This is a genomic window from Spirillospora sp. NPDC127506 (genome assembly GCF_040302145.1).
GTDB lineage: Bacteria > Actinomycetota > Actinomycetes > Streptosporangiales > Streptosporangiaceae > Spirillospora.
The window spans coordinates 79523-100581 of the sequence record NZ_JBEORG010000018.1 but is presented as its reverse complement, the minus strand read 5'-3'; the positions used below and the strand labels follow the sequence as shown (position 1 = coordinate 100581).

The 21059-nt window shown below is 71.9% G+C and carries 26 protein-coding genes, 1 tRNA gene and 1 pseudogene; 12 read left to right on the top strand and 16 right to left on the bottom strand.

Annotated features, from left to right (window positions below; genetic code table 11):
* Nucleotides 1-81: 81 nt before the first annotated feature.
* The 5 genes and pseudogenes from ABTW95_RS18870 to upp form a co-directional block, all read right to left on the bottom strand.
* Nucleotides 82-1572 (bottom strand): helix-turn-helix domain-containing protein, encoded by a 1491-nt coding sequence (locus ABTW95_RS18870; RefSeq protein ID WP_500226925.1) that lies wholly within the window; start codon nucleotides 1570-1572, stop codon nucleotides 82-84.
* Nucleotides 1573-2066: 494 nt separating this feature from the next.
* Nucleotides 2067-2576: pseudogene (locus ABTW95_RS18865) on the bottom strand (PH domain-containing protein); the annotation flags it as partial.
* 10 nt (nucleotides 2577-2586) lie between these two features.
* On the bottom strand, nucleotides 2587-2745 hold the full coding sequence (locus ABTW95_RS18860) for a hypothetical protein (protein WP_396446430.1): 159 nt from the start codon (nucleotides 2743-2745) through the stop codon (nucleotides 2587-2589).
* 129 nt (nucleotides 2746-2874) lie between these two features.
* Nucleotides 2875-3132, bottom strand: coding sequence for a hypothetical protein (locus ABTW95_RS18855; RefSeq protein ID WP_396446431.1), 258 nt, complete (start codon nucleotides 3130-3132; stop codon nucleotides 2875-2877).
* 182 nt (nucleotides 3133-3314) lie between these two features.
* Nucleotides 3315-3953: a uracil phosphoribosyltransferase gene (gene upp / locus ABTW95_RS18850; protein ID WP_396446432.1), complete on the bottom strand. Its 639-nt coding sequence runs from the start codon at nucleotides 3951-3953 to the stop codon at nucleotides 3315-3317.
* Nucleotides 3954-4169: 216 nt separating this feature from the next.
* On the opposite strand from upp, the gene ABTW95_RS18845 reads away from it, so the two are divergent.
* Entirely contained in the window at nucleotides 4170-4397 is a 228-nt protein-coding gene (locus tag ABTW95_RS18845; RefSeq protein ID WP_396446433.1) for a hypothetical protein, read from the top strand.
* A 154-nt stretch (nucleotides 4398-4551) separates the two neighbouring features.
* Nucleotides 4552-5037 (top strand): tRNA adenosine deaminase-associated protein, encoded by a 486-nt coding sequence (locus tag ABTW95_RS18840; protein WP_396446434.1) that lies wholly within the window; start codon nucleotides 4552-4554, stop codon nucleotides 5035-5037.
* 4 nt (nucleotides 5038-5041) lie between these two features.
* Here the strand turns inward: ABTW95_RS18840 and ABTW95_RS18835 are convergent, their stop codons facing one another.
* A complete protein-coding gene (locus ABTW95_RS18835) occupies nucleotides 5042-6367 on the bottom strand; it encodes an alkaline phosphatase family protein (protein ID WP_500226924.1) in 1326 nt (441 codons plus the stop codon).
* Nucleotides 6368-6555: 188 nt separating this feature from the next.
* Between ABTW95_RS18835 and ABTW95_RS18830 the strand changes: the two genes are divergently transcribed.
* The 3 genes from ABTW95_RS18830 (at nucleotide 6556) to ABTW95_RS18820 (ending at nucleotide 7689) form a co-directional block, all read left to right on the top strand.
* Entirely contained in the window at nucleotides 6556-6993 is a 438-nt protein-coding gene (locus tag ABTW95_RS18830) for a tRNA adenosine deaminase-associated protein (RefSeq protein ID WP_396446437.1), read from the top strand.
* Nucleotides 6994-7153: 160 nt separating this feature from the next.
* Nucleotides 7154-7591 (top strand): tRNA adenosine(34) deaminase TadA, encoded by a 438-nt coding sequence (gene tadA, locus ABTW95_RS18825; protein ID WP_396446454.1) that lies wholly within the window; start codon nucleotides 7154-7156, stop codon nucleotides 7589-7591.
* Nucleotides 7592-7601: 10 nt separating this feature from the next.
* Nucleotides 7602-7689, top strand: a tRNA-Ser gene (locus ABTW95_RS18820).
* A gap of 329 nt (nucleotides 7690-8018) precedes the next feature.
* Here the strand turns inward: ABTW95_RS18820 and ABTW95_RS18815 are convergent.
* Both ABTW95_RS18815 and ABTW95_RS18810 read right to left on the bottom strand, forming a co-directional pair.
* Nucleotides 8019-8495 (bottom strand): hypothetical protein, encoded by a 477-nt coding sequence (locus ABTW95_RS18815; RefSeq protein ID WP_500226923.1) that lies wholly within the window; start codon nucleotides 8493-8495, stop codon nucleotides 8019-8021.
* 38 nt (nucleotides 8496-8533) lie between these two features.
* Nucleotides 8534-8812: a hypothetical protein gene (locus tag ABTW95_RS18810; protein WP_500226922.1), complete on the bottom strand. Its 279-nt coding sequence runs from the start codon at nucleotides 8810-8812 to the stop codon at nucleotides 8534-8536.
* A gap of 290 nt (nucleotides 8813-9102) precedes the next feature.
* On the opposite strand from ABTW95_RS18810, the gene ABTW95_RS18805 reads away from it, so the two are divergent.
* Nucleotides 9103-9921 (top strand): helix-turn-helix domain-containing protein, encoded by an 819-nt coding sequence (locus ABTW95_RS18805; protein WP_500226921.1) that lies wholly within the window; start codon nucleotides 9103-9105, stop codon nucleotides 9919-9921.
* A 13-nt stretch (nucleotides 9922-9934) separates the two neighbouring features.
* Complete coding sequence (locus ABTW95_RS18800; protein ID WP_396446440.1) at nucleotides 9935-10156, top strand: DUF397 domain-containing protein; 222 nt, start codon at nucleotides 9935-9937, stop codon at nucleotides 10154-10156.
* Between the two features lie 240 nt (nucleotides 10157-10396).
* On the opposite strand, the gene ABTW95_RS18795 is transcribed toward ABTW95_RS18800, so the two are convergent.
* The 3 genes from ABTW95_RS18795 to ABTW95_RS18785 form a co-directional block, all read right to left on the bottom strand.
* Nucleotides 10397-11263 (bottom strand): EamA family transporter, encoded by an 867-nt coding sequence (locus ABTW95_RS18795; protein ID WP_500226955.1) that lies wholly within the window; start codon nucleotides 11261-11263, stop codon nucleotides 10397-10399.
* On the bottom strand, nucleotides 11263-11928 hold the full coding sequence (locus tag ABTW95_RS18790) for a B3/B4 domain-containing protein (RefSeq protein ID WP_500226920.1): 666 nt from the start codon (nucleotides 11926-11928) through the stop codon (nucleotides 11263-11265). Before ABTW95_RS18790 ends, ABTW95_RS18795 begins: the two co-directional genes overlap by 1 nt.
* A 94-nt stretch (nucleotides 11929-12022) precedes the next feature.
* Nucleotides 12023-12442, bottom strand: a complete 420-nt coding sequence (locus ABTW95_RS18785; protein WP_500226919.1) for an HIT family protein — start codon at nucleotides 12440-12442, stop codon at nucleotides 12023-12025.
* A 75-nt stretch (nucleotides 12443-12517) separates the two neighbouring features.
* Between ABTW95_RS18785 and ABTW95_RS18780 the strand changes: the two genes are divergently transcribed.
* A complete protein-coding gene (locus ABTW95_RS18780; RefSeq protein WP_396446442.1) occupies nucleotides 12518-13081 on the top strand; it encodes a helix-turn-helix domain-containing protein in 564 nt (187 codons plus the stop codon).
* Between the two features lie 32 nt (nucleotides 13082-13113).
* Here the strand turns inward: ABTW95_RS18780 and dnaN are convergent, their stop codons facing one another.
* The 3 genes from dnaN to ABTW95_RS18765 form a co-directional block, all read right to left on the bottom strand.
* The gene (gene dnaN, locus ABTW95_RS18775) at nucleotides 13114-14259 is read right to left on the bottom strand and encodes a DNA polymerase III subunit beta (RefSeq protein WP_500226954.1); all 1146 of its coding nucleotides are present in this window, start codon (nucleotides 14257-14259) and stop codon (nucleotides 13114-13116) included.
* 65 nt (nucleotides 14260-14324) lie between these two features.
* A complete protein-coding gene (locus ABTW95_RS18770; RefSeq protein WP_500226918.1) occupies nucleotides 14325-14837 on the bottom strand; it encodes a methylated-DNA--[protein]-cysteine S-methyltransferase in 513 nt (170 codons plus the stop codon).
* Between the two features lie 8 nt (nucleotides 14838-14845).
* Nucleotides 14846-16318 carry an AlkA N-terminal domain-containing protein gene (locus ABTW95_RS18765; protein ID WP_500226917.1) on the bottom strand — a complete coding sequence of 491 codons (1473 nt, stop codon included), beginning with the start codon at nucleotides 16316-16318 and terminating at the stop codon, nucleotides 14846-14848.
* Nucleotides 16319-16490: 172 nt separating this feature from the next.
* On the opposite strand from ABTW95_RS18765, the gene ABTW95_RS18760 reads away from it, so the two are divergent.
* Complete coding sequence (locus ABTW95_RS18760) at nucleotides 16491-16853, top strand: nuclear transport factor 2 family protein (protein ID WP_396446445.1); 363 nt, start codon at nucleotides 16491-16493, stop codon at nucleotides 16851-16853.
* Between the two features lie 68 nt (nucleotides 16854-16921).
* On the opposite strand, the gene ABTW95_RS18755 is transcribed toward ABTW95_RS18760, so the two are convergent.
* On the bottom strand, nucleotides 16922-17302 hold the full coding sequence (locus ABTW95_RS18755; RefSeq protein WP_396446446.1) for a YrdB family protein: 381 nt from the start codon (nucleotides 17300-17302) through the stop codon (nucleotides 16922-16924).
* 18 nt (nucleotides 17303-17320) lie between these two features.
* Between ABTW95_RS18755 and ABTW95_RS18750 the strand changes: the two genes are divergently transcribed.
* On the top strand, nucleotides 17321-18442 hold the full coding sequence (locus tag ABTW95_RS18750; protein WP_500226916.1) for a methyltransferase: 1122 nt from the start codon (nucleotides 17321-17323) through the stop codon (nucleotides 18440-18442).
* Between the two features lie 17 nt (nucleotides 18443-18459).
* Here the strand turns inward: ABTW95_RS18750 and ABTW95_RS18745 are convergent, their stop codons facing one another.
* On the bottom strand, nucleotides 18460-19314 hold the full coding sequence (locus tag ABTW95_RS18745) for a helix-turn-helix transcriptional regulator (protein WP_500226915.1): 855 nt from the start codon (nucleotides 19312-19314) through the stop codon (nucleotides 18460-18462).
* Between the two features lie 102 nt (nucleotides 19315-19416).
* Here ABTW95_RS18745 and ABTW95_RS18740 point away from each other — a divergent pair, with 102 nt between their 5' ends.
* On the top strand, nucleotides 19417-20193 hold the full coding sequence (locus tag ABTW95_RS18740) for an alpha/beta fold hydrolase (RefSeq protein ID WP_500226914.1): 777 nt from the start codon (nucleotides 19417-19419) through the stop codon (nucleotides 20191-20193).
* Nucleotides 20194-20267: 74 nt separating this feature from the next.
* Nucleotides 20268-21056 carry an SDR family NAD(P)-dependent oxidoreductase gene (locus ABTW95_RS18735; RefSeq protein ID WP_500226913.1) on the top strand — a complete coding sequence of 263 codons (789 nt, stop codon included), beginning with the start codon at nucleotides 20268-20270 and terminating at the stop codon, nucleotides 21054-21056.
* The last annotated feature ends 3 nt before the right edge of the window (nucleotides 21057-21059 follow it).

The window sequence follows — 21059 nt, the reverse complement described above, 5'->3', positions numbered from 1 at the left end:
CGCGCTGCCCGCCATCCGGCTGCGCGAGTCCGACCTCGGCCTGCTCGCGGCCGAGTGCCGTGCGAGGCACGGCGGCCGGGCTCACAGGCCCGGGTCGTCGTGGGGGCCGTGGAGGGACGGCGTCCTGGTGCCGGAGGGCGCAGACGTGATCTGGGACGCGGACAGGCCCGCCGCCTGGAGGGCCTGGCGGTACGCGGCGGCGGCGCTCTCGGTGTCCTGGACGAGTTCGTACAGTTCGCCCAGCTCCCTGTACAGGTGCGCCGCCGGACGTCCCGGAGACAGCGCGGCAAGCTGCTCCGACGCGGCGCGCAGCACGACCTGCGCGGCCGTCAGGTCCCCCTGCGCCACGCGTGCGCGCGCGAGGACGAGCCGCGCCAGGATGGTCTTCTGCGTGCGCACCGCGAGGTCGCTGCCGGGCTGCGGGGTGACCGTCACGCTCTGGGCGCCCGTCGGAGGGGCCAGCGCCATCCCGGTGTCGAGGAAGCGTTCCAGCGTGGCGATCGCGTCGTCCAGCTCGCCGAGGAGGACGAGCGCGCGCGCCTTGGCGATGGTGCTCTCGGTGGACTCTTCGCCTTCGAGATCCGCCGTGCCCTGGAGAAGCTCCAGGGCCTCCTGCGCGGCCTCACGCGAGCCCTCCGGCCGCGGGCGCCCGATCCCTAGCTCGCTGGAGGCCGGCACAACGGGCGGGGCCGCGGCCGAGAACGGAAGGACGCCCCTGAGCAGCGCCTTGGCCCCGGCCAGGGCGAGACGAGCGCGGCTCTGCACGGGAGTGGAGTCGCTGCGCGCCGCCAGCGCCTGGTCGGCGAAGTACAGGGAGTCGCCGATGGTCCCCTCTTCCAGCGCCCGCACGCTCGCCCGCTGGTAGTGGACGCTCACCGGCTCGTCCTGCGCGGACTGCTCCGGGCGGAGCAGGCGCCGCCCGAGATCGTGCGCGCGCACGGGATCGGAGCGATCCACGTAGGCGAGGAGCAGGATCCGCCCGGCCTCGGTGTACTCGTGGCCCACGCCGAGCCCCAGCTGCTCCAGCCGCGCGACGGCGCGCTCGCCGAGCGCGATCGCCTGCCCCAGGTCGCCGACGGTGTGGTAGCACCGGGCCAGCGCGATCACGGGCGGCAGCCAGCTGGCCCGGCCCGGGTCGCGTTCGGCCTGTTCGCGCAGCTCCTCGAACAGCGCGATGGCGGCGTCCGTCCGGCCCAGCTCCTCCAGGGCGCGGGCACGGCCCCAGCGGGCGCGGGACGTCAGGTCGGGGTCGTCGCTGCGGGCGATCACCTCGTCGAAGCCGGCCTCGGCGGTCGCGGCGTCACCGCGCAGCAGCGCCAGGTGGGCGTGCCGCTCCCGCACCTCCAGGTGGGCGCGCTGCTCCGGCTCGACGCCCTCGGCGAGGTACTCCGGGGTGCAGCCGAGGCGCTCGGCCAGCATCCGCAGGACGGTCGGCGTCGGCGTGCGCTTGCCCGACTCGATCAAAGAGATGTAGCTGTCGGAGAGGTCGTGACCGGCGAGCTGCGCCTGCGACAAGCGTCTTGTCAGCCGCAGGTTGCGGACGCGTTCTCCGACGTTGCCTGGACCCGGCATGTGGACTCACTTAGCGGAAGTAAACAGGCGGCTGGGGTGCCGACATGATTGCACATTGTGGGTTGTCGCACATCGAGAGCAACGAAGCGGGATCGACGACGCCGCACGGCCGGGCCTGTCCCGCTCCGGCGCGCACCCCGCGGGGGCGCTCCGGCGCGCCGGTTCGCGGCGGCGGCACGTCCGGCGGTCGCGGCGTCTGTCACCCGCCGACGCTATCCGACCCCGGCCGACAAGATCTCGAACACCGCCGATTTCCTCCGGCCCGCCGCGCCTCCCGGCCGGATCTCCCCTGGTCGGCACCCTGGCGGTCAGGATTTGGGATCGGGAGTCGTCGGGACGTCCTCCGCGGGCCGCTTCTTCTTCAGCCGGTCGACGTTGCCCTCCAGCTCGTCCACCTCTCCCCCGAGCTTGTCGACGTTGGCCTCCAGCCTTTCCACGAGCTCCTGCAGCTTGGGGTCGGTGGTCTGGGGCGGGGGCGGGGGCGGAGGCGCGTCCTTCTGCGGGAAGATCATTTCGCAGACTTCGAGGTACAGCTGCTCGGGGTAGGGCAGGTAGGGCACGTTCGTGAGCGCCTGGTCCTGGCCGGCGGACTCCAGCACGAACTCCCCGTAGCCGAGCATGCGGCCCGTGATCGTCCGCTTGAAGCTCATGTCGGTGACCTTGGCCAGCGGCATCATCGCCACCTTGCGGGTGATGAGACCGGTGGTGAGCAGCATCCGCTGGTTGGTGATGACGAAGTAGTCGACGGACCATTCCGCGACCCGCCAGACGAACCAGCCGAGGAGGATCAGCCAGCCCCACCAGATCCAGCTGATGACGGTGCCCGCGTCGCTGGCGAGCGTGTTGCTCAGCACCCCCGCGAGGATCAGCCCGCCGAGCAGGAGCCCGATCGGGGCCATCAGGATGGCGGGGTGCCGCCGCACGGTGATCACCTGGCTCTCGTGCGGGAGCAGGTACTTGTTGACCGACGCCGGCGCCGAGTCTCCGGGGGTGACGAGTCTCATCGCGGCCCCGTCAGGCGAGCGCGTTGACGAAGGTGGCCAGGGACCCGGCGGCGGACGCGAGGCCGTTGGCGGCGCTCTCCACCGACTGGGCCGCGCCGTCCGGCTGCTTGATCACGTAGAACGCCACGAAGGCCACGGCGGCCCACGTCAGGTACTTCTTGGCGGGCACGGCTGCCTCCCGGAGCGTTGACTCACGGACCCCGGTTCAGTCTCGCACAGCGCACCCGACCGGCAAAGCAAGGCTTCTGGCGCGTTGCCGCAACCCCGCGGGCCCGCCGGAGGCGCGCCCCGGCGGCGGCTATGGCGCGTTGTCCAGCGAGGAGCGGCTGGCCTTGCGCCGCTTCTCGGCCGCCACCGTCGCGAGCACCTCCAGGTGCCGGCGCGCGATGCGTTCCACGAATTCGGGCGGCGCCGACCCGGTGACCTCCTCGGCGCCGTACCGCGCGGCGGTAACGCAGCGGTCCACCGTGTCGGCCCCGTGCACCCCGTCGAACTCCTCGATGAGCCGCTCGCCGATCGCGGCGTAGCGCGGCAGATCGTCCCCTTGGTGAGCCATCACGTTTCCTCGTGCTCGCTCGCGCCGCCCGGTCCGTTAACGGTCCCCTGTGCCGGGACGGCGGAGGGGAACGCGCGTGGCGTTCCACAGAGGATTGGTACCCCCTGCCGCGGTATACGAACATCCCAGGTCACGTCCGGTATCGGGTGCCCTGGGCGGGCCGGCGCCGGCCGGCCCCGGGGTCAGACGACGCCGTACAGCCGGTCCCCCGCGTCGCCGAGGCCGGGCATGATGAAGCCCTGCTCGTTGAGGTGCGAGTCGATCGCGGCGGTCACCACCTTGACCGGCGCGGAGATGTCGGAGAACGCCTGCTCCAGGTGCTTCAGCCCCTCCGGCGCGGCGAGCAGGCAGATCGCGGTGACGTGGTCGGCGCCGCGGTCGATCAGCAGCCGGATCGCGGCGGCGAGCGTCCCGCCGGTGGCGAGCATCGGGTCGAGGACGTAGCACTGCCGGCCCGACAGGTCGTCGGGCAGCCGGGTCGCGTACGTCTGCGCCTGCAGCGTGCCCTCGTCCCGGATCATGCCGAGGAACCCGACCTCGGCGGTGGGCAGCAGCCGCGTCATGCCGTCGAGCATCCCGAGCCCGGCGCGCAGAATCGGCACGACCAGCGGCTTCGGGCTGGCCAGCTGGACGCCCCGCGCCTCGATGAGCGGGGTGGTGACGGTCGCCTCCGTGACCCGGACGTCGCGGGTGGCCTCGTAGGCGAGCAGGGTGACCAGCTCGTCCGCCAGGCGCCGGAAGGTGGGGGAGTCGGTGCGGACGTCCCGCAGGGTGGTGAGCTTGTGCGCGACGAGGGGGTGGTCGACGGCGAGGGTCTGCATGGGCTCACCGTAGCCCACCGGGCGCGCTCGGCCGGACCGTGCCGATCTAGGATAGGACACCGCTGAGCTGGGCAGTATGGCGGTATGAACAGCGAAAGCGATCACCAGCCGAGAGGACCGGCGCCGCCCCCCGCAGCCCCCGAACCCCCCGAACGCCCCGAAGGCGCCGCTCCCGCCCAGGCTCCCGATAGCGCGCCCCCGCCCGCGGACGACGCGGTGACCGATGTCACAGGCGCCGGCGCCCCCCGCGAGGACGTCCCGCCGCGTCCCGGCCCGCAGGGCGACATCTCCCCCGAGCAGGTGCGCGAGCACCTGCGCCGCCGAGCGATCTTCCTGCGCGAGCTCGCGGAGGCCCGTGAGCTGCGCGCCCGCGTGACGCCGCACCGGTCCCGCCGGGCGCGGATCCACGCCGTGCTGCGCCGCCGCACCTTCCGCATCAACTGAGCGGATTGGATAGGTTCTTGGCGCCAGGTACCAGTACGTGGTGCCGCCTCCCGGCCTCGCCCGGGGGCGGGGCGCCGAGTTTGACGGTGGGGCACGCGAGCGCGCGCCGCATCTGCGACCATGCCCTGGCAGGAGACGCGCCGGTGGGGTGGAAATGACGGATGTGGACGCGACGGACTTCGCCGTCGTGGTGTACCGGGAAGACGAGGGCTGGGAGGCCGAGATCCTCCCGGTCGCGCTGACCGAGGATCTCGCGGGGCTGATCCATGCGCTGCGGCAGCAGCCGAGCCTCGGCGGCACGGTCGGACTGGTCTCGGTCGGCGACGACTTCTTCGTCGCGATCCGCCTGCTCGGCGACGACGTCATGGTGTTCCTGTCGGACGTCACGGCCTCGGTCGACTGGCCGCTCGCCGCCCAGGTCCTGGAGTACCTGGACATCCCGATCCCGGAAGACGAGGAACTCGACCAGGTCCTCCCCGTCGGCGACATGTCGATCTTCGCCGACCTGGGGCTGGACGAGATGGAGCTCGGCGCGATCTCCGGCGACCTGGAGCTCTACCCGGACGAGATGCTGCTCAGCATCGCCGGCCGCATCGGATTCGCCCCGGCCTTCGAGCGCGCCCTCGACACCATCTCCTAGAAGGTCAGGCCGGGCGCGGGAAGCCGTGGGTGCGGGCGTAGGCGCTGAGCCCGGCCCAGTCGTCGCCGGTGTGGCTGTGCGACGGATCCAGGCAGCCAAGGCTGATCGGGCGTTTCGCGCCGTAGCGGGGTGCGCGCAGGTCGGGCGGGCCGTCGAAGTCGAGGACTTCGGCGATGTTGCGGGCGGCGGCGTCCCGGACGGTCAGCGGCTCCAGGTCCCAGCGCCACTCGATCGCCTTCAGCACGGACGTGTGGTCGTACACCTCGTGCGCGACGGCGCCGCGCCGCGCCCGCGGGGAGATCAGCAGGCAGGGGACGCGGAAGCCGCGCAGCCCGGTGCCGAGGTCGGGCCGCGGGTCGGGGCCCTCGGGCGGCGGGACGTGGTCGAAGAACCCGCCCCACTCGTCGTAGTTGATCACGAACAGGGTGCGCGGCCAGTTCGGCGAGGTGACGACCGCCGAGTACACCTCGTTCAGGAACGCCTGCCCGAAGCGGATGTCGGCGAGCGGGTGCTCGTCCTCGGACATGCCGGGCAGGAAGATCTCGCCGAGGAACGCGGGCTCGACGAAGCTGACCGCGGGCAGCCGGCCGTGCCGGGCGTCGCTGCGGAACTCCGCGATGTTCCGGGTGATGTCGAGGTGGCGGAGCCCCCAGAGCGCCGTGAACGGGACGTCGCTGAAGTAGTAGCGGCAGGAGACGCCCTTGGCCTTCAGCCGGTCCCAGATGGTGGCGGTCTCGGAGATCGTCAGCTCGTTCGAGATCCGGTCGGTCTGGGCCGCGTGCTGGAAGATCCGGTTGGGGAACGTGGACGACATGACGGCCGGGAAGTAGCGGTCGCAGACCGTCCAGTCGAGCGCGGCGCGACCGTGGAAGCCGAGGTCGGGGCCCTCGTAGTAGCCGATGGAGAACACGTCGTTCTCCCCGGCGCGCAGCCATCCGTCGCACTGCCCGTCGTTGTACTCGATGCGTCCGCCCGCGTACGAGTGGTCCGGGTCGTGGAAGCCGCAGCCCCACGGCACCTTCAGATGGTGGGTGTCGTGGGCGTTGCCATCGGCGTCGGTGAAGGTGAGGCCGGCCTGGCGCCCGTCCGCGCCGGGGAGCCAGCCCATGTAGTGGTCGAACGACCGGTTCTCCATCATCACGACCACGATGTGGTCGATGCCGGATTCCTCCGGATCGGGGAGTTCGCTGACGGGCGCGCGCTTCGCCGCCGCGAGCTGGGCGGCGTGGGCCTCGGTGGACGAACCCCCGGCGGCGCTCGTCGCGAGGATCGCCGCGGCGCCCGCCGTCCCCGCCAGAAATCCGCGCCTGGTGAGTTCGTCCGCGCCCATGGCGTCTCCTCCCGGATCGGGGCCGCTGTGCAGTATGCGGACTTCTGCGACACGGGGGAAGGACGGCGACCCGTCCGCCACCGGACAAAATCCGAAGTTTATTCACAACCGTCGCCGGGCAGGCGATCCCGGCCTCGGCGCCCGAAAGGGGGTGTGACCGGGGCAACCTCGTGGGTCACAATGAGCACGTGTCCTACTTCGCCGCCGTGTTCGCGCAGACCCCGCAGGGATGGGTCGGCACCGAGGCCGTGCTCGCCGAGGCGGACCACGTCGACGACGTCGCCGACCTGATGCGGGAGGCCGCCGTCGAGTCCTACGGCGACCCGGTACTGCTGATGATCGAGCAGGACGACGACTGGTTCGCCGTCGTCCGGCTGGACGGGGAGGACGAGCCGCGCGCCTTCATCTCCACCGTTCGCGAGGACGGGCTCGGCGCGCTGTTCCAGCAGCTCGTCGGCGAGGTCCCGGACGGCGACTCCGCCGGCGACCCGGCCCTCCTCGAAGACCTGGGCCTCGACGCCAAGCGGCTCGCCGACCTCGGCGAGCGCGCCCTGCCCGGCGACGCCCTCCTCGCCGTCGCCGAGCAGGCCGGCTTCGGCGAAGAGTTCGACCGCCTCCGTGACTGACCCGCCCGGCAGGCCCCCGAAGACCCCCCTCGCGGACGAGGAGACCGAAGCGGCCACCACCGGCCGGAACGCCGCACATCCCGAGATGCCCGCTGATCAGGGCGAACGGCGTGCCGGGGCGGACACGAGCGATCCCGTCATCGCGGGGTACCTGCCGGCGATGCGGCTGGCGCTGGACGAGGCGCGCAAGGCGTTCGATGAGGGCGAGGTCCCGGTCGGCGCGGTCGTCCTCAACGCGTCCGGCGAGGTCATCGGGGCGGGCCGCAACGACCGCGAGCGCTCCGCCGACCCGACCGGGCACGCCGAGATCATCGCGATGCGCGCCGCGGCGGCCTCGCTCGGCACGTGGCGCCTGTCGGGCTGCACGCTGGTCGTCACCCTGGAGCCCTGCACGATGTGCGCGGGCGCGTCCGTCCAGGCACGCCTGGACCGTGTCGTCTACGGCGCGGTCGACGAGAAGGCCGGCGCCGTGGGGTCGCTGTGGGACGTCGTCCGTGACCGGCGGCTCAACCACCGGCCCGAAGTCATCGCCGAGGTGATGGCCGACGAGTGCGCCGCACTGCTTATCGAGTTCTTCACGCACCGCAGAGTCCGGTAGGCTCTGCCGCGGTGGTGTCGCCTAGTGGACGAGGGCGCACGCCTCGAAAGCGTGTGAAGGGCAACCTTCCGTGGGTTCGAATCCCACCACCACCGCCACCGCGTGAGGCCCGTTGACGAGAAACAGTCAACGGGCCTTCGCGTATCAACCGGCCGCGTCGAACCGCATGACGGGGTCCGGCGCTAGCTGACCCGAGCGAGCAGGCCGCGGGATTCGCTGTCCGGCAGAGCAGCCCGTTCGGCCGTTCGGGGACGAGAGGTGGCATCGCGTTTCTCCATGGTTCCAGGAGTCCTCTGACCGAACTCTTCAGCGCTGCTCCACCTGCTGAGAGGGGGCGGACGTGCCCTCTCAGCAGGTGACTCGTGAACTTCATGTCGTCGTGCATGAGCGCACTTGGACGGTGGTCGGTCTCAGTTGCGGAACCCGCTCACAGGTCGGGGTCGTTCTCTCCACCGACGAACTGTCGGCACCTCGCGAGAAACCGCCGAAACCGGCCCGGCGGTGGGAAGAAGAGATCGGGCGAGTGGGGACGCATGGCCGACTCGGCGGAAACCCGTCTGGCATGTGCCCCGGTGGCGTCCGCGCGCGTGCGAGCAGATCCATGCGCAGGACGTCGAGGAGCCGCCTCACCGATCGTCCGTGCCTGAGGTGAGGCTGCCGCGTCCGGCCGGCGGCCCTGCTGTCCATCGTCCGGCGACCCGATCCTCGACGATCGGGATGCCGGTCGAGCCGACGCGGCGATCTCGCCGACCCGCGCGAGCAGAGCGCACGGGTCCCGGAACTCCTCCAGGCGGTCACCGCGCAACAGCCAGAACGAGCCGGTGAACTCGCCCGCCCATGCGACCACGCCCGGCAGCATTCGGTGCGCCTCGGTGAGCACGACGCCGGGATCGGTGTCGGCCATGTCCCATGGGGGTCGACCGACCCCGTCTACGGCGGCGGTCATGTCGTCGGCTCGGTGAAGCCTCGTTCGACCGTCTCGGCGATCTCGATCCGCCCGGCCAGGGTGTGCTGGGCTTCGCAGACGATCACCAACTCGGTGATCGACCGCGCCGTCACCGTCTCAAGGCACCCGCGGCCGAGCTGGTAGTCGGTGAGCGGCCGAAGCCGCCTGGCGACGAGCCGCCCGTCGATTCGCTCCGTGCACCAGCCGGGGCACAGACCGCTCAGGTCAATCCTTTCGAGCACGGTTCCGTTCGCCGCCGTCGGCGCGTCTAGCATGGCGGCACCTCCTCTATCGGGGTGGTAGCCGCGCGGCCGGGGGAGGTCTCCCAATCTCAGCCCCGACCGCGCGGCGGCTCTTCACGGCGCCACGCGCATCCGTCACCTCCGCCACCGGGTATCCGACCGCTGCTTCATGCGTCGTGCGCGCTGCGCCGTCATGATGACATGATGAAAGTAATGATTACTGCGTGCGAGGATCTCATCTTTGGCCACACTTGGCCACACAGGGCAGCTATGTGATCACAGAAAGCGACAGTTGAGGCATGCCACCCCGGTACATCCCATCCGTGCGCGCTCGACGCCTCGCACGCAGCCTCCGCGAGTTCCGCGAACAGGCCGAACTCGGCGTAACCGCTGCCGCTGCCAGGCTCGGTTGGAGCCAGGGCAAGGTCAGCCACATCGAGAGCGCCCGCAACAAGCCGAACGAACGCGACGTCGAGTTGATGCTCAATCTCTACGGCGTCGGCAGCCCCGACCGCGAGGCGATCTTGACTCTCGCTCGGGAGGCCGAGGACCGCGGCTGGTGGACCGACTACATCGACGTCCTGAACGGTCCCTACGTCGCTCTGGAAGACGCCGCCGCCGAGATCGGCAATTGGGCACCCCAGGTGATTCCGGGCTTGCTTCAGACCCAGGACTACGCACGCGAGATCATCAAGGCCGGTGAGCTCGGCAAGGCCAGTGACATCGAACGCCGCCTACAGGCCCGCATGGTGCGCCAGACCCTTCTCACCCGAGAGGACAGCCCACCGAACCTTCACGTCGTCCTGGACGAGGCCGTGCTCGGCCGCCCTATTGGCGGCCCGGCAATGATGCGCGAACAGCTCCACCGCCTCGCCTCGGAGGCCGCACGCCCGAACGTCACGATCCAGGTCTTGCCGCAGTCCGCGGGCACGCACTGCGGACTCGAAGGATCCTTGATCATGCTTCGCTTCGCCGAACCCGCCGACCCCGATGTCGCCTACGCCGAAGGCTTCTTCGGTGTCGTCTACATGGAGAGCCCTCAGCAGGTCGCTCACTGTAGGCTGGCTTTTGAGAGGATTTGCGAAGCTGCCCTCGACCCTGACGACTCGCTGTCACTGATCAACGCCGCTGCCAAGAGATGAGGGTTTGCGATTCATGCCCATACCGCAAAACCTGACCGGTACTGAGTGGCGGAAGAGCAGCCGGAGCAAGGACGCTGACACCTGCGTTGAAGTCGCATGCAACCTGTCGGACGTCGTCGGGGTGCGAGACTCGACAGCCCCTGGCGGCCCGGTGCTGATGCTGGGGCGCCCTGCATTCCACGCTCTAGTGGCCGAGATCCGCGCAGGCATCCACGATCTTCAGCACCGCCCCTGACGGCAGCGTCCAGCCTCAACCCGGCTGGGCGGCCATCGTCGCAAGGGGCGCATCCGGCCTCTGCCGCCTCGTAGGGTCCAGGTGTCCGCCTAATTCACTCGATGCGGAGAGAGATAGCGCGACGAGCCAGCAGTTCACATGATGTCGGGTTCGACCGCTCCCTGCGTCCATGGACGTCGCCGACCCAGCCGACATGGTGGGTTGTGCCGGGATGGACGGGGCCGTGTGCATGCCTGGGGGTCAGCCCACGGTGACGAGGGTTACGCCGGCTATCGCTACGGCCATGCCTACGCGTTGGACGACGCGTAGGCGTTCGCTGTAGGCGGCTCTCGCCAGCAGCACGGTGATCGCGGGGTAGAGGGACGTGAGGACGGCGGCCAGGCTCAGCATGCCCTTGTGGGCCGCGAGGAAGTACAGGACGTTCGCCCCCGCGTCCAGGCTCCCTGACAGCAGCGCCAGCCCGATCAGCGTCCGCCCGGACACGCGGGGGCCGATGTCGCGGCCGCGCAGCACCATGAACAGCAGCGCCGCCGCCACGACGACCAGGTTGCCGACGCGGGCGCCGACGATCGGCCAGAGGCCGCTGCCGTCCCCCGCCGCCTTCAGCAGGACGAAGAAGACGCCGAAGCAGGTACCGGACACGAGGGCCATGAGCGGCCCCGAATCCACGAGCCGCCGCCCCTCGGCGGCCCTGCCGCCGTCGCCGTCCTCCATGCTGACCAGCCCGATCGCGACCAGGCACAGCAGCACCCCGACCAGCACCGACGCGTCCAGCCGCTCGCCCCTGGCGATGCCCACCGCCACCGGCAGGACTGCGGCGGCCAGCGCGGACACCGGCGCCACCACGCTCATCGGACCGCGGGCCAGCGCCCGGTAGAACGCGATCAGGCCCGCGCCGCCGCTCACCCCGGCCGCGAACCCCCAGGCGACCGGCCCCGCCCCGGCGCTCCCGCCGGCCAGCACCGCGGACACGAGCACGACCGCGAGCCCCATCGGGACGCACCAGGTCAGGGCCTTCAGCGCCGTCGACCTCCGCGCCACGGCGCCGCCGAGGAAGTCGGCGACGCCGTAGGCGAGCGCGGCGCTCAGCGCGAGGACCGTGACCATCACCGCCCGCCGATCAGCCGGCTCTCGATCCGCACGTCCGGCGCGATCTCGCGGAGCCGCTCCGCGAGCCGGTCGCCGGCCTCGGCCAGCCGCTCGACCGGGTACGGCTCCAGCCGTTCGAGCAGGAACAGCCCGTTCTCGGTGTTCTCCGTCAGCCGGGTCCGGACGCACTGCCGCCAGTTCCAGCGCCGGCACGTGACGCCGGCGTCGTCCCGCCAGACGACCTCTCCCGCGTCGGGGTGCTCCACGGCGGGCTCACCGCCCGCGATCACGTCGAACGGCTCGTCGCCGGCGGCCCTGACCAGCCGCGCGGGACCCCGGTAGGCGTCGAGGTCCTCACCGCCGATCGGCAGCGCGTATTCGACGCTCACCGCGTTGTAGGCGTCCACGACCTTGTTGATGGACGGGAGCGCGTCCGCGCGCCGGAGCAGGGCGTCCACCGACGGCCGCGTCCGCTGCGGCTTGGCCCCGAAGGCCCGGTAGGCCTCCCGCCACGCCTCGACGTGCGGATCGCCGGCGTCCGCCTTGCCGGCGGCGTCGGCCAGCCACGCCTGCGACACCTGATCGCCGGGCCCGTTCACCAGCCCTTCGGCGGTCATGACGAGCACGGCGAAGTCGGGCCGCAGTTCCAGGACGGCCTCGTCCACCCTCACCTGCTCCAGCATCTGGCCCCTCCAACGGTCACTTTAATGAAATCCAGATGACACTATATCGACCGACGCGGGCGGCCTCAAAGCGAATACGCCGTCCCGGGTCCGGTTACTGCCCTGGTCGGGCGGCGTTCAAGCGTTGCTGGACGCGGGCGAGGTCGTCGGGTTGCGCCGGTGTCGCCTCCCACATCAGGCGCAGGTCGTCGCCGTGCGAGCGCGGGACGAGGTGGACGTGAAGATGGAACACGTCCTGCCACGCCGCCGCACCGTTGGACTGGACGATGTTCAAGCCGTCCGGCGCGAGGGCGGCGCTCAGCCGGGCCGCGACCTCGTGGACCATGCGGGCCACATGACCGTATGTGGATGCCGGGATGTCCCAGACGTTCGCCGCATGTGCTCGCGGCACGACGAGGGTGTGCCCTGGATTGGCGGGTGCGATGTCCAGGAACGCGACCGTGTGCTCGTCCTCGGCCACGCGGTGGGACGGCAGCCGGCCGGCGACGATCTCGCAAAAGGTGCAAAGGCTCATCCGCCGATGATCCAGGAACGGGGCGGCGCTGCGGGAGACTGGTTCCGCGGTCAACGGAGCAGTGCGGGAGGGCGATTGAGCGGGCAGGAGGCGATCGGGGAGGCCGTGGCGCGGACCGTGCGGGCGCTGCGGGCCGGTCACGGGTGGAGCCTGGACGAGCTGGCCGGGCGCGCCGGGGTCAGCAAGGGCGTGCTCGTCGGGCTGGAGCAGGGGCGCGGGAACCCGAACCTGGGCACGCTCATCCGCATCTCGGACGCGCTCGGCGTGCCGTTGACGCGGCTGGTGCAGGTGGAGGAGGAGCCGCCGGTGCGGATGTTCCGCCCCGAGCGGCACGTCGTCCTGTGGGAGGGCGAGCACGGCGGGACGGGGACGCTGCTGGCCGGGAGCGACCCGCGGCCGTCGCTGGAGCTGTGGAACTGGGTGCTGCAGCCCGGGGAGACCCGGGAGAGCGACGCGCACGTGCCGGGCACCAAGGAGATCGTCTACGTGCAGCGCGGCACGCTGACCCTCGGCGTGGACGGCCGGACGGACCTCGTCGAGGAGGGAGCCGCGGCCGTGTTCGTCGGCGACCGCCCCCACTCGTACGGGAACACGGGCGAGGGCGAGGTCCGCTTCGTCCTCGCCGTCCTTGACCTCTGACCCGGCGATCACGGCGGCCGGGCGGGGGCGGGTCAGGAGGTCAGGCGGACGGGCATGGCCAGGTAGCGGAAGCCGGTGTCGGTCTCGGGCGGGGCCTCCTCGTCGTCCTTCTTGTCGGGGATGCCGGTCAGGAGGGCGGCCTTCGTGGGGCCGGCGCATTCGAGGCGGGCGTATTCGGTGTCGATGCCGGCCAGGCCGTCCAGGAGGTACTGGGGCGCGAAGGCGATGTCGACGTCGTCGCCGGTGAGGGTCACGCCCAGGGCCTCGTTGGCGCGGGCGGAGTCGCCGGTGGCGGCGCGGATGCGGACCTCGTCGGCGGTGAACGCCAGCCGGATCGGGGTGCCGCGCTCGGTGACGAGGGCGGCGCGTTTGATCGCCTCGACGAACGGGGCGACGGGGATCTCGGCGACGGACGACCAGGTGCCGGTGAGCCGCGACCGGTAGTTGATGTACTGGTCGTCCAGCAGGCGGCTGGTCATGCTGCGGCCGCCGCCGGAGACGCCGATGAGGGTGTCTCCGGCGCCGCCGAGGTCGATCGCGACCTCGGCGCCGCGCTTGATCGCCTTGGCGGTGTCGGCGAGGGTGCGGGCGGGGACGACGACGCCGGCGGTGAAATCGGGGTCGTCCGGCGACCAGGTCAGCTCGCGGGCGGCGATGCGGTACCGGTCGGTGCAGGCGAGCCACATCGTGTCGCCCTCGAAGTCGATGCGGACGCCGGTGAGCATCGGCAGGGTGTCGTCGCGCCCGGCGGCGGGGGTGACCTGGCCGACCGCGGTGGCGAACAGGTCGCCGGGGAGGGTGCCCGCGCGGGCGGGCGGCTGCGGGAGGGTCGGGTAGTCCTCGACGGGCATCGTCAGCAGGCCGAACTCGGCGGGGCCGCAGCGGACCACCACTTCGGAGCCCTTGGTGAAGACCTCCACCGGGTGCGGGGGGAGGTTGCGGACGATGTCGGACAGCAGGCGGCCGGGCACCAGGGCGCGGCCCGGTTCGGTGACGGCGGCCTCCTCGCGGGCGTGCGCGGACACCTCGTAGTCGAAGCCGGCCAGGGTCAGTTCGCCCTGGTCGGTGACCTCGATGAGCATGCCCGCGAGGACGGGCAGGGCGGGGCGCGTCGGCAGCGTCCGCGCGGCCCACGCGACGGCGTCGGCGAGCGTCTGCCGGTCGACTCGGAACTCCACCTCGATCAGCCTTCCCACGGGGAACGTCTATGTGGAGCACGTTAGCCGCCGGCACTGACAAAGAGTCAGAACAGCATGACCTCGCCCGCGCCGGTGCGGACCTTGTGCTCGAAGTCGAGGAGGTGGCGCTTGCGGTCGATGCCGCCGCCGTAGCCGGTGAGGGAGCCGGTGGAGCCGATGACGCGGTGGCAGGGGACGACGATGCAGATCGGGTTGCGCCCGTTGGCGAGGCCGACCGCGCGGGACGCCGACGGGTTGCCGAGTTCGGCGGCGAGTTCGCCGTAGGTGGTGGTCTCGCCGTAGGGGATCTCCTGGAGCGCCGCCCAGACGCGCTGCTGGAAGGGCGTCCCGCGGAGGGTGAGCGGTATGTCGAACCGGGTCAGCTCCCCCGCGAAGTACGCGGCGAGCTGGGCGGCGGCCGTCGCGAAGGGTTCCGCCTCCGGGTCGCCGGGCGCGCCGAAGGTCTCGACAGGCGGAAGGTGCCGCTGCTTCTCCATGTACAGCCCGGACAGGGCTCCGTCTGCGGCGACCAGGGTCAGCGGGCCGACAGGGCTGTCCAGGACGACGTGTGCAGGCATGAGGTTCCTCAGTGTGGTGGAAGCAGGTTGATGGGGTGGTCGCTAGTGGCCCACAGGTATTGGACGGCGTAGGCCCGCCAGGGACGCCATCGTGCGGCGCGTCGGGTGAGGGCGGCCGGAGTGGACGGCAGGTCGAGGGACTTGGCGGCGGCCCGGATCCCCAGATCGCTCGGGATGAAGGCGTCCGGGTCACCGAGCGCGCGCATCGCGATGGTCTCGACGGTCCATGGGCCGAAGCCCGGTAGCTCGGACAAGCGCGCGCGGGCCTCTTCCCAGTCGCTCCCTACACCGAGGTCGATCCGTCCGCTCGCCAATGCGTCGACAAGGGCGAGGAGGGTGGTGCGACGGGTCTTCGGGAACGCGAGCGCCTCCGGGTCGAGCTCGGCCAGGGCGGACGGCGTCGGGAAGAGGTGCGTCAGCCCGCCGCCGGGGTCGTCGATGGGGTCCCCGTACGCGGTGACCAGCCGTCCCGCGTGGGTGCGGGCGGCGGCCGTCGACACCTGCTGCCCCAGGACGGCCCGCACGGCGAACTCGGCGGCGTCCACGGTGCGGGGCACACGCCGCCCGGGGGCCTTGTCGACCAGCGGCGCCAGGACGGGGTCGGCGCGGAGCAGATCGTCCACGGCGACGGGGTCGGCGTCCAGGTCGAGCATCCAGCGGCAGCGGCTGATCGCGATGGTGAGGTCGCGCAGGTCGGTGAGGTTGAGCGTGCAGGCGACGTGGTCGGGCTGGGGGCGCAGGGTCGCGATGCCGTGTCCGTGGGGGAGGCGCATGGCGCGGCGGAACGCGCCGTCCCGCCACTCTTCGACGCCCGGCACGGCGGTGGCGGTCAGATGGCCGAAGAGGTTGTCCGGGCAGAGCGGCGAGCGGAACGGCAGGCGCAGGGAGAGCGCCCCAGAGCCGGCCGGAGGATGGCCCTTGGCGACACGGTCCCGCAACCCGGTGGGGGTGAGCGCGAACACCTCGCGGACGGTGTCGTTGAAGGCGCGGATGCTCGCGAACCCCGCCGCGAACGCGACGTCCCCCATCGGAAGGGTCGTCGTCTCGATGAGGAGACGTGCCGTCTGAGCGCGCTGGGCTCGCGCCAGGGCGAGCGGGCCGGCCCCCAGTTCGGCGTTGAGCTGGCGTTCGATCTGGCGTGTGCTGTAGCCGAGGCGCGCGGCGAGGCCGGGCACGCCCTCCCGGTCGACGACGCCGTCGGCGATCAGGCGCATGGCCCGCGCGACGACGTCCGCCCTGTGGTTCCACTCGGGGGAGCCGGGGGACGTGTCGGGCCGGCACCGCTTGCAGGCGCGGAAACCGGCCTGCTGCGCCGCGGCGGCGCTCGGGTAGAAGCGCATGTTCCCGGGCTTGGGCGGGACGACGGGGCAGCTCGGACGGCAGTAGATCCCGGTGGTCACCACCCCGGTGAAGAACCATCCGTCGAAGCGGGCGTCCTTCGACTGGACGGCCCGCACGCACCTCTCCACGTCCTCGTGCATGCACCCAGCATCGACGATGGCGGCGGCGCCCACTAGCGAGAAAACGACATCATCGTCCCGGCCCGGCACCGCGGGCGGATGACCTCCGACGTAATCGATCTCCCGCCTCCGCGCTGGCAGCGTGAGGGTCATCCGGGCGAACGAACCCGGTCGATCAGACGGGAGTCATGACATGAGCGACGTTCAGCAGCGGGTCGAGCGCTACCTGGCCATCTGGAACGAGACGGACCCGGCCGCGCGCCGCGCCGCGATCGACGACCTGTGGACGGAGCACCCCCTCTACGTCGACCCGCTCGGCGTGGCGGAGGGGCGGGACGCGATCGACGCGTTCATCGGCGCGGCGCAGCAGCAGTTCCCCGGCCTGGTGTTCCGCCCGGCCGGCCCGGTGGACGCCCACCACAACGTGGCCCGCTTCACCTGGGAGCTCGGCCCGGAGGGCGGGGAGGCGATCGCCGCCGGCTTCGACGTGGCGGTCTTCGGGGACGACGGCCGGTTCGAGCGGGTGACCGGGTTCCTCGACAAGGTCCCGGCCTGAAAGCGGGCGAGCGGGTGTGCCGGGCGGCCTCCGGCGCACCCGCGGCGGCCTCTCAGCGCCGGCCTGGTCTAACGGTCGGCGTCGGGCGCCGCGCGGAAATGCGCTTCGCGGTCCAGCGTGGCGAGGGCGGTGTTGAGGAAGGCCACTACGGCGAACACGATCGCCGCCGCGGGGTGGTCCACGCCGTAGAGCGCCAGCGCGCCCGCGCCGAAGACGGCGGCCTTCACCAGGAGGACGACCGGGAGCGCGACCTTGAACCGCGCGCGGGGAGCGGCGAACAGGCCCCACAGGACGATCGCGGCCGCCGGCGCGGCGATGCCCAGCACGATGTTGACGAGGACGTTGCCGCCGGTCGTGAACCCCCACCAGGCGAGCGCGACGATGGCCACGACCTCCAGGAGGAAGGCGAGTCCTTCGTTCAGCACATGCAAGGGCCCGGGCAGGCGCACCCCGATACCGTACCTGGTGTGGACGAGATCTCCTGGCGGGAGGACGGCCTGGATCATCGCGTCCGCTGGCGGTCGGAGAACGGCGCCCCGCCGCCGCGCCGCGTCGTGGTCGCGGACGACCAGACCCGCGCGGACGACGCGTACCGGCTGGCCTGCGAAGGCACCGCGCTGCTGTGGCGCGGCGACTTCCAGAACGCGCGGCAGCTGCTCACGGCGATCGCGCGGCGGATCGACCGGCCACCGCGCCGACGGAGGAACAAGCCCGAACCGTCCGGGGCGCAGGCTTTCCACCTCCATCGCCAGGCACGAGCACAGCGCGCGCGGACGCTGGGCATGCTCCTCATACCGGTCGACCCGGGGCACGTGATCCCCTTGCGGCGCGCACCGTCCGTCCAGGACGCCTGCACAGAGGTCTATGGGCCGGACGACCAGCCCTACGTCACATCCTTGCGCGAGTTGCTCGGGCTGATCGGCGCCCATGAGTGGCGTGTGAAGGGCGTGCCGATCCCCGCGTTGGGCGGCGACCGCATCCATCCCCATTACGGGGTCTTCTCGCCGATCAGAGGGGAGTATGTGGACCTGGTCGCCGAGGCGCCGCTTCCACCTGTGACGACGGCGTTCGACATCGGGACCGGCACCGGCGTCCTCGCCGCGGTCCTGGCCCGTCGTGGCGTGCCACATGTCGTTGCCACCGACCTCGACCCGCGCGCGCTTGCCTGCGCCCAAGAGAACCTCGACCGCCTGAAGGTGGACGTTGAGGTCGTCCAAGCCGACCTGTTCCCAGAGGGACGCGCCGGGCTCATCGTCTGCAACCCGCCCTGGGTGCCCGCCAAGCCCACGTCACCCCTCGACCGCGCCGTCTACGACCCGGGCGGACGGATGCTCCGCGGCTTCCTCACCGGCCTCCCCGGCCGTCTCGAACCGGACGGCGAAGGCTGGCTGATCATGTCCGACCTGGCCGAGCACCTCGGCCTGCGCACCCGCGACGAGCTCCGCGGGCTGTTCGCGTCGTCCGGCCTGGAGGTCGCCGGCAGGCTCGACGCCAGGCCCGTCCACCCGCGCGCCACCGACCCCGACGACCCCCTCCACGCGGCCCGCGCCGCCGAAACGACGTCCCTCTGGCGCCTTCGCCCCGCCTGAGCCCGGCAGGCGACCGCTCAGAGGTGGCTGCGGTGCGCGGTCTCGGGGCCGATGACGCGGAGCAGGGCGAGGGCGTCGACCGCCGCGGTGCCGGGAGTCGGGGTGTAGACGACGAGGCGCTGGTCCTCGGCCGGCGTGAGCAGGACCTCCGCGTCGAACTCGATCGGCCCGACCTGGGGGTGCAGCACCCTCATCCGGCTGGTGCGGCGGACGGCGACCTCGTGCAGGTCCCACAGGCGGGCGAACTCGTCGCTGGCCTCGCGGAGCCGCCGGACGAGCGCCCGGGCCGGTTCGTCGCCGCCGCGGCGGGCGACGGCGGCGCGCAGGTCGGCGACGTGCAGGCGGCTGTAGCGGTCGTGGTCCTCCGGCGGGTACGCCGCCCGGACGAACGGGTCGGTGAACCACCGCCAGACGATGTTGCGGTCAGGCCCTTCCACGGTGCATACGCACCCGAAAAGCGATTCGGCCATGGCGTTCTGCGCCAGCAGGTCGCCGAGGTCGCCGAGGATGTGCGCGGGCGTCTCGTCCAGCCGGTCCAGGAGGTAGAGCAGGCCGGGCCGGACGTACTCGCCGGCGAAGGGGCCCGCGGGCGGGCGGTGCCCGGCGAGGGCGTACAGATGGTCGCGTTCGTCCTCGGTGAGCCGCAGCGCGCGGGCGAGCGCGCCCAGCAGCTGGGTGGACGGCTGCGGGCTCCGGGCCTGCTCGAGCCGCATGTAGTAGTCGGCGGACATGCCCGCGAGCTGCGACACCTCCTCGCGGCGCAGCCCCGGCGTGCGGCGCCGCGGCCCCGCCGGCAGGCCGACGTCCTGCGGCCGCAGCCGCTCCCGGGAGCGGCGGAGGAAGTCGGCGAGGTCGCGGCGGTTCATGTCCATACCTCAATGATCCGTCCTCGGACGCCGCCGAGCCTGGGATCGTTTGTCCTAGCCAGCGCGGTCCGCTTCTCACGCCCGCCGCGCGCTGGCAGCGTCGGAAGCATGACGAACCTGACCGTTGGCAACGCCCATATCACCTACCGGGCGGAGGGCTCCGGCCCCGCGCTCGTCCTCGTCCACGGCGTCGGCCCCGGCGCGGCCATGTGGGACGCGCTCGTCGGCCGCTTCACCGACCGCTGCACCGTGGTCCTGCCCGACCTCGCCGGCTCCGACCCCGTCGAGGACGACGGCTCGCCGCTGACCGTCGAGGCGCTCGCCGCCCAGCTCATCGCCGTGATCGAGGACACCGGCGCCGCGCCGGTGAACCTGCTCGGCTTCTCGATGGGCGCGCCGGTGGCCGCCGCAGCTGCCGCGCTGCGCCCCGACCTCGTCCGGCGCCTGATGCCCGTCGCGGGGTTCGCGCACGGCGGCGACCGGTACCTCCGGCAGCTGGTCGACGCGTGGTTCGCCCTCACCGGCGAACCCGGCGGCTTCGGACGCCTGGGCACCCTGACCGCCTACAGCCCGGCGTTCCTGAACACGATGGCGCCCGAGGCGATCGAGCAGCTCCACGGCTTCATGCAGCCCACCAACGGGCGGCTGCGCCAGCTCGACCTCCTCCGGCGGCTCGACATCCGCGACCTGCTCCCGAAGATCGAGGCGCCGACCCTGGTGGTCGGCTGCACGCAGGACCGGACGGTCCCGGTCGAGAACCACCGGGAGGTGGCCGCGGCCATCGCCGGCAGCGAGTACACCGAGCTCGACAGCGGGCACGTCGTGATGATGGAGCGCCCCGACGAGTTCGTGGACCTCGTCCGGGACTTCTTCGACCGCCCCTAGCGGAGCCGGTTACATCCCATACCAGGCTGGGCGGTCCCTGTTAGAGTGCCCGCGCACCGAGCACGATGGGTCGCATGCGTCCCATCGATCAGCAGACCATTCTCATCACGGGCGCGACCGACGGACTCGGCCGCGCCCTGGCCGCCCGGCTGGCCGCCGAAGGCGCGACCGTGCTCGTCCACGGGCGGGACGACCAGCGCGGCAAGGCGACCCTCCAGGAGATCGGCGGCCGGACGTCCTGGTACCGGGCCGACCTGTCGTCGCTGGCCGAGACCCGCGCGCTCGCCGAGGCCGTCCGCGCCGACCATCCGCGGCTGGACGTGCTGGTCAACAACGCGGGCATCGCCGGACCGGATTCGCGGCAGGCGAGCGCGGACGGCCACGAACTGACGTTCGCGGTGAACTACCTGTCGCACTACCTGCTGACACGGCTGCTGCTCCCGACCCTGGTCTCCTCGGCGCCGGCCAGGATCGTCAACGTCAGCAGCCTCGGCCAGCAGGCGATCGACTTCGACGACGTGATGCTCACCCGCCGCTACCGCCCCTTCGGCGCGTACTGCCAGAGCAAGCTCGCCCAGATCCTGTTCACCATCGACCTCGCGGACGAACTGGCCGGGACGGGCGTCACCGCGAACGCCCTGCACCCGGCCACCTTCATGCCGACCAAGATGGTCTCCTCGCCGGTCAGCACCCTCGAAGAAGGCGTGGAGGCGACGCACCGCCTCGTCACCGACCCGGCCCTGGACGACGTGTCGGGCCGCTTCTTCAACGGCCTCCACGAAGGCCGCGCGGACGACCAGGCATACGACCCGGAAGCCCGCGCACGCCTGCGCGCCATCTCGGACGACCTCACATCGCCCTGACCG

Bases quoted from the DNA above. Each gene is read 5' to 3' on its own strand.
- ABTW95_RS18810 (WP_500226922.1), bottom strand. From the start codon at position 8,812: ATGCTAGACGCGCCGACGGCGGCGAACGGAACCGTGCTCGAAAGGATT.
- tadA (WP_396446454.1), top strand. From the start codon at position 7,154: ATGCGGCTGGCGCTGGACGAGGCGCGCAAGGCGTTCGATGAGGGCGAG.
- ABTW95_RS18740 (WP_500226914.1), top strand. From the start codon at position 19,417: ATGACGAACCTGACCGTTGGCAACGCCCATATCACCTACCGGGCGGAG.
- ABTW95_RS18770 (WP_500226918.1), bottom strand. From the start codon at position 14,837: ATGCCTGCACACGTCGTCCTGGACAGCCCTGTCGGCCCGCTGACCCTG.
- ABTW95_RS18760 (WP_396446445.1), top strand. From the start codon at position 16,491: ATGAGCGACGTTCAGCAGCGGGTCGAGCGCTACCTGGCCATCTGGAAC.
- ABTW95_RS18765 (WP_500226917.1), bottom strand. From the start codon at position 16,318: ATGCACGAGGACGTGGAGAGGTGCGTGCGGGCCGTCCAGTCGAAGGAC.
- ABTW95_RS18795 (WP_500226955.1), bottom strand. From the start codon at position 11,263: ATGGTCACGGTCCTCGCGCTGAGCGCCGCGCTCGCCTACGGCGTCGCC.
- ABTW95_RS18785 (WP_500226919.1), bottom strand. From the start codon at position 12,442: ATGAGCCTTTGCACCTTTTGCGAGATCGTCGCCGGCCGGCTGCCGTCC.
- ABTW95_RS18870 (WP_500226925.1), bottom strand. From the start codon at position 1,572: ATGCCGGGTCCAGGCAACGTCGGAGAACGCGTCCGCAACCTGCGGCTG.
- upp (WP_396446432.1), bottom strand. From the start codon at position 3,953: ATGCAGACCCTCGCCGTCGACCACCCCCTCGTCGCGCACAAGCTCACC.
- ABTW95_RS18745 (WP_500226915.1), bottom strand. From the start codon at position 19,314: ATGGACATGAACCGCCGCGACCTCGCCGACTTCCTCCGCCGCTCCCGG.
- ABTW95_RS18855 (WP_396446431.1), bottom strand. From the start codon at position 3,132: ATGGCTCACCAAGGGGACGATCTGCCGCGCTACGCCGCGATCGGCGAG.
- ABTW95_RS18800 (WP_396446440.1), top strand. From the start codon at position 9,935: ATGCCCATACCGCAAAACCTGACCGGTACTGAGTGGCGGAAGAGCAGC.
- ABTW95_RS18815 (WP_500226923.1), bottom strand. From the start codon at position 8,495: ATGGCCGACACCGATCCCGGCGTCGTGCTCACCGAGGCGCACCGAATG.
- ABTW95_RS18835 (WP_500226924.1), bottom strand. From the start codon at position 6,367: ATGGGCGCGGACGAACTCACCAGGCGCGGATTTCTGGCGGGGACGGCG.
- ABTW95_RS18735 (WP_500226913.1), top strand. From the start codon at position 20,268: ATGCGTCCCATCGATCAGCAGACCATTCTCATCACGGGCGCGACCGAC.
- ABTW95_RS18840 (WP_396446434.1), top strand. From the start codon at position 4,552: ATGACGGATGTGGACGCGACGGACTTCGCCGTCGTGGTGTACCGGGAA.
- ABTW95_RS18790 (WP_500226920.1), bottom strand. From the start codon at position 11,928: ATGCTGGAGCAGGTGAGGGTGGACGAGGCCGTCCTGGAACTGCGGCCC.